This window comes from Pseudomonas sp. NPDC087639 (assembly GCF_044743385.1).
Classification (GTDB): Bacteria; Pseudomonadota; Gammaproteobacteria; order Pseudomonadales; family Pseudomonadaceae; genus Aquipseudomonas.
The window spans coordinates 1-5,324 of the sequence record NZ_JBIUWI010000129.1 but is presented as its reverse complement, the minus strand read 5'-3'; the positions used below and the strand labels follow the sequence as shown (position 1 = coordinate 5,324).

At 56.8% G+C, this 5,324-nt stretch carries 4 protein-coding genes; 2 read left to right on the top strand and 2 right to left on the bottom strand.

From position 1 onward, the window contains the following. Together ACIOVB_RS26865 and ACIOVB_RS26860 are read left to right on the top strand one after the other, a co-directional pair. Positions 1-1,663, top strand: a 1,663-nt coding sequence (locus ACIOVB_RS26865) for a carboxy terminal-processing peptidase (protein ID WP_401272200.1), incomplete at its 5' end; no start/stop codon positions are given. A 134-nt stretch (positions 1,664-1,797) separates the two neighbouring features. Then, positions 1,798-3,588, top strand: a complete 1,791-nt coding sequence (locus ACIOVB_RS26860) for a bifunctional diguanylate cyclase/phosphodiesterase (protein WP_401272199.1) — start codon at positions 1,798-1,800, stop codon at positions 3,586-3,588. A 132-nt stretch (positions 3,589-3,720) separates the two neighbouring features. Here ACIOVB_RS26860 and ACIOVB_RS26855 read toward each other — a convergent pair whose 3' ends face one another. Continuing rightward, positions 3,721-4,137: a hypothetical protein gene (locus ACIOVB_RS26855; RefSeq protein ID WP_401272198.1), complete on the bottom strand. Its 417-nt coding sequence runs from the start codon at positions 4,135-4,137 to the stop codon at positions 3,721-3,723. Next, on the bottom strand, positions 4,137-5,324 hold a 1,188-nt coding region (locus ACIOVB_RS26850), incomplete at its 5' end, for an RHS repeat domain-containing protein (RefSeq protein WP_401272197.1). The genes ACIOVB_RS26855 and ACIOVB_RS26850, both read right to left, overlap by 1 nt.

The window sequence follows — 5,324 nt, the reverse complement described above, 5'->3', positions numbered from 1 at the left end:
CTTCACCACCAAGGAAACCTTGCTGATCGATCGCAAGGACGCTCCTTGGCTCAAATCCACCGCCGATCTTGACGACCTGTGGCGCAAACGCGTCAAGGACGAAGTGCTGCGGATGAAGATCGCCGGCAAAGAGCCGAAGCAGATCCAGGAAACCCTGACCAAGCGCTACAAGAACCAATTGTCGCGCCTGGATCAGACCCGTCCGGAAGATATCTTCCAGGCGTACATCAACACCTTCGCCATGTCCTACGATCCGCACACCAACTATCTGTCGCCGGATAACGCGGAAAACTTCGACATCAACATGAGCCTGTCCCTCGAGGGCATCGGCGCTGTGTTGCAGAGCGACAACGATCAGGTGAAAGTCGTGCGTCTGGTGCCTGCCGGCCCTGCCGACAAGACCAAACAGGTCGCCCCTGCCGACAAGATCATCGGTGTTGCCCAAGGCAACAAAGAGATGGTCGACGTGGTCGGCTGGCGTCTGGACGAAGTGGTCAAGCTGATCCGCGGCCCGAAAGGCACCGTGGTGCGCCTGGAAGTGATTCCGGCCAGCAATGCACCGAATGACCAGACCACCAAGATTGTGCCGATCACCCGCGAAGCGGTGAAGCTTGAAGATCAGGCCGTGAAAAAATCCGTACTGAACCTGAAGCAGGACGGCAAGGACTACAAACTCGGCGTCATCGAGATCCCGGCCTTCTACCTCGACTTCAAGGCGTTCCGTGCCGGTGATCCGGACTACAAGAGCACCACTCGCGACGTCAAGAAACTGCTGACCGAGTTGCAGAAAGACAAAGTCGACGGCGTGGTTATCGACCTGCGCAATAACGGCGGCGGTTCTCTGCAGGAAGCCACCGAGCTGACCAGCCTGTTCATCGACAAAGGCCCGACCGTACTCGTGCGTAACGCCGATGGCCGCGTCGACGTGCTGGAAGATGAAAACCCGGGTGCGTTTTATAAAGGCCCGATGGCGCTGCTGGTCAACCGCCTGTCTGCCTCGGCGTCGGAGATCTTCGCCGGCGCCATGCAGGACTATCACCGCGCGCTGATCATCGGTGGCCAGACCTTCGGCAAAGGCACCGTGCAGACCATTCAGCCGCTGAACCATGGCGAACTGAAACTGACCCTGGCCAAGTTCTACCGGGTTTCCGGTCAGAGCACCCAGCACCAAGGCGTCTTGCCGGACATCGACTATCCGTCGCTGATCGACACCAAGGAAATCGGTGAGAGTGCACTGCCGGAAGCCATGCCGTGGGACACCATCAAGGCCGCCATCAAACCGGCAGCCGATCCGTTCAAGCCGTTCCTGGCACAGCTCAAGTCCGAGCATGACACTCGCACCGCCAAGGATGCCGAGTTCGTGTTCATCCGCGACAAGCTGGCACTGGCGCAGAAGCTGATGGAAGAAAAAACCGTCAGCCTCAATGAAGCGGATCGTCGTGCCCAGCACGCCAGCATCGACGCCAAGCAACTGGTGATGGAGAACCTCCGTCGCAAGGCCAAGGGCGAAGAACCGCTCAAAGAGCTGAAGAAAGAAGACGAAGACGCCCTCGCGGCAGCCGAGCAGGACAAGGTCAAACCGGAAGACGATGCCTACCTGAGCGAAACCGGGCGCGTTCTGCTGGATTACCTGAAACTGAGCAATCAGGTGGCCAAGAAGTAAGGTGATGGCAATTTAATGCTGACGATCCCCGGATCGTCATCAAACAGTCATCATTCTGTCGTGCAATAAAGGACTGGGAGCCACTCTCTTCATCGAGAGCGCTCCCAGTCCTTTTTTTATCGCCAGAGATTGCCATGACCACGACCGAACAGCTGAGTGCCTTGAGCTCGATACTGACTCAAAGCGGTTTACACAGCCTGTTCCAGCCGATCATCTGCCTCTCTGAGCGACGTATTCTCGGTTACGAAGCTCTGACTCGCGGCCCGTCCAATAGCCCTCTGCACTCGCCCATCGCGCTGTTCGCGGTGGCGCGTCAGGCCGGACGCTTGAGCGAACTGGAAATCGCCTGCCGCCAGAGTGCTTGCCGTCGATTTAACGAACAGCAACTGCCGGGCAAACTGTTTCTCAACGTCTCGCCGGAGTCCTTGCTCGAAGCGGCGCATCAGCCAGGGCGGACACTGCAATTGCTGCAAGACTTCGGCATCCCGCCGAGTCAGGTGGTGATCGAACTCACTGAACAGACGCCAATCGACGACTTCCAGTTGCTGCAAACGGCTCTACATCACTATCGAGCGATGGGTTTTTCAATTGCCCTGGATGACCTCGGTGCCGGGTATTCGAGCCTGCGCCTGTGGTCAGAGCTGCGTCCGGACTACGTGAAGATCGACCGGCATTTCATTGATGGCATTCATCAGGATGCATTGAAACGAGAATTCGTCGGCTCGATCCTGCAGATTGCCAAAGCCTCCCGGGCGCAAGTCATTGCCGAAGGTATCGAACTGCCGGAAGAACTGGCGGTGCTCACCGAAATGGGCGTTGATCTGGTGCAGGGTTACTTGCTGGGTCGCCCCCAGGAACAGCCACCCCGTGACGCCCGCGCCCTGATGCCTAAACACGACAGCAGCGCCGTGGCCCTGAACGACGAAGGCAGCGACCTCAGCGCCCTGCTCAACGACCAACCCGCCGTGCCACGCGACACGCCGACCGCCACCGTGCTGGAAGCCTTCCGCCGCCAGGCCAACCTCAACTCACTGGCAGTACTCGACGAACAAGGCCAACCGTGCGGCATCGTCCACCGCCACTCTCTCTCGGATGCTCTGCTCAAACCGTTCGCAACTGACCTGTTCGCGCGTAAGCCGATCAGCCGCCTGATGAACGACGACTTCCTCGCCGTGGAAATGAGCCAGTCGCTGCAACAGGTCAGTCGCCTGATCACCAGCCGCGCCCGTCAGCGGATCGAAGAAGACTTCATCATCACCCTCAACGGCAGCTATCTCGGCCTCGGTCGGGTGATCGACGTGCTCAAACTGATCACCGAACTGAAAATCCAGCAAGCCCGCTACGCCAACCCGCTGACCCTGCTACCCGGCAACGTGCCGATCCAGCAATGCCTGACGCGCCTGCTGCAACAGGCCCGCGAATCAATCATTTGCTACGTCGACATCGACAGCTTCAAACCCTTCAACGACATCTACGGCTACGGCCGCGGCGACGAAGTCCTGCTGTGCCTGGCGCAGTGCCTCAACGAACGCGTCGACCCTACCCGCGACTTCGTCGGCCACATCGGCGGCGACGACTTCCTCCTCGTCCTCGGCCCCGAAGACTGGCGCAAACGCCTCAACCAGCTACTCGACGACTTCCAAAGCCAATGCCGCCGCTTCTACCGCCCCGAGCATCTTGAGGCTGGCTGCTTCATTGCGCCGAATCGCCAAGGGGTGCGGCAGGAGTTTCCGTTGTTGTCACTGTCCATCGGTGTGGTGCATCTGCATCCCGAAGCGTGCGCACAACTCGATGCTAGTCAGCTTGCGGAGATGGCATCGCAGGCTAAGCATCATGCGAAGAATGTTCCGGGGTATAGCGTGCACCTACTCGACAGCCTCACTGCCCCCGAACTGTATCCACCGCAACTAATCGGCCAACGTTGATTAAATAGCGACCATATCCCTATGGGGGGGCAAGACTGCCCCCGCAGGAAAAGTTGACGCATCTAATTGCTTACGTTGACACTAGTTAAACGAGCAAAATCAAGAGTGACCATATTTATGGAAATATCGCCCTCACCAAGTAGATCTGTCCTCACCAGCAGCCTTCTCAAGATCGTCCCTCCAGACCTCTTTCGCCAAGCGGTAGATCTCTTCAAAAAAACAACGCGGGCTGTTTAAAGAATACCATTCCCCTCTAGGCCAGCTGGATGTTTCGCACTCATCAATCTCAAACAGACTACTAAAATCATAGTTCGATTCTTCTAACGCTGACTCTAAAGCCTCAAATAAAACCAGCTTATGCCTATATGATAGATATGGCAGCTTTAGACAATACTTCCTTATAAGCTTCTCTCTATCATCAGAAATGTCGGGATTATATACAGCAAGTTCGACACCTCGAGTCTCCTCTCGGTCATAAACATCAAAAACTCCAATAAACCAGCTAAAACTTGGATTGAAGGGCTTATTTAAATACGGATTTTTCAACATCATTTTTTCTCCGAAGGAAAACCTGTAAATGGATCTTGTTTATTCGTTTTATCAAATTTAACCTCAAACCAGTTCATATTCTCATTCAGAATCGGATTTTGCGGATCGTTCCTATTCGGCTTATACCCTCGCCCTGCCCCAGGCAACTCGAACCTAACTATCGGAGTTTCATTCTGATCCTCACAAGTATGCATGATTAAGCCATTTTCATCCCTTGTCATCGCCTTGTTTAATGCCCCCAAATGCATTCGCCAGTTGTGAAATTGTGAGCTTGGATTCCCTCTGGGTGGTATTGGAGCGACACCAGTATGAGGATCAGTACCATCGATAGCTCGCTGTTTGAGGGCTAGATCGGGAATTTCAGAACTGTGCTTTTTTACAGTGTGCATATCATAAAGTTCTTCATATTCATGTACCCGCCGCTTCGCATTCTCCTCAGCCACCTCATCAAGCCTCGCCCGTCGCTCCTGCGCCGTCATTTTCGGCAGCGGGGGCGCTCCCTCTTCGACGACCACGCGACCAGCCTCGTACCGCATCGGACGACGCGGCGCTGACGGCGGACAGTTCGAACTCAACCCCAGCGGATCCACCCACCCCGTCGGATTCGGCACGTACTGGTACTGATTCAACCCACCCGCCAACTTGATCGGGTCCGGCGTCAGATACCGGCCCAGCCGTGGGTCGTAATACCGGTGCCGGTTGTAATGCAGCCCGCTCTCCCCATCGAAATACTGCCCCTGGAAGCGCAGTGGCTGGTCCAGGTATTCCTCGCCGGCTAGGGTGATCGCGGCAACTTTGCCGTAGGCGTCGTATTGCGCCGACCAGACGATTTCACCGCTGTAGTCGGTGAGTTCCTGTGGGGTGCCGAGGTGGTCGAGTTGGTAGTAGAACGGGCAGGCGCGCTTCGGGCCTTTGCCGTCGAGCAGCGCCAGCGGGCGGAAGGTGCCGGGTTCGTAGACGTAGCTGCGGTGGTGGGTTTGGCTGCTTTCGGCGACGAGGTGATCGCCTTGCCAGAAGAACTCGGTGGTGGCGCCGTCGACGGTTTTGCTGATGCGCCGGTTGAAGGCGTCGTAGCGGTAACTGGCGGTTTTGCCGTCGGGGCGGGTCAGGCCGATGAGGCGGTGTTGGCAGTCGTAGCGGTATTCGGTGACGAGTTTCTGCGCGGTGCCGCGGCGTTCGCGGATCAG

Excerpts from the sequence above, each read along its gene's own strand:
- ACIOVB_RS26860 (WP_401272199.1), top strand. The coding sequence starts at position 1,798 with ATGACCACGACCGAACAGCTGAGTGCCTTGAGCTCGATACTGACTCAA.
- ACIOVB_RS26855 (WP_401272198.1), bottom strand. The coding sequence starts at position 4,137 with ATGTTGAAAAATCCGTATTTAAATAAGCCCTTCAATCCAAGTTTTAGC.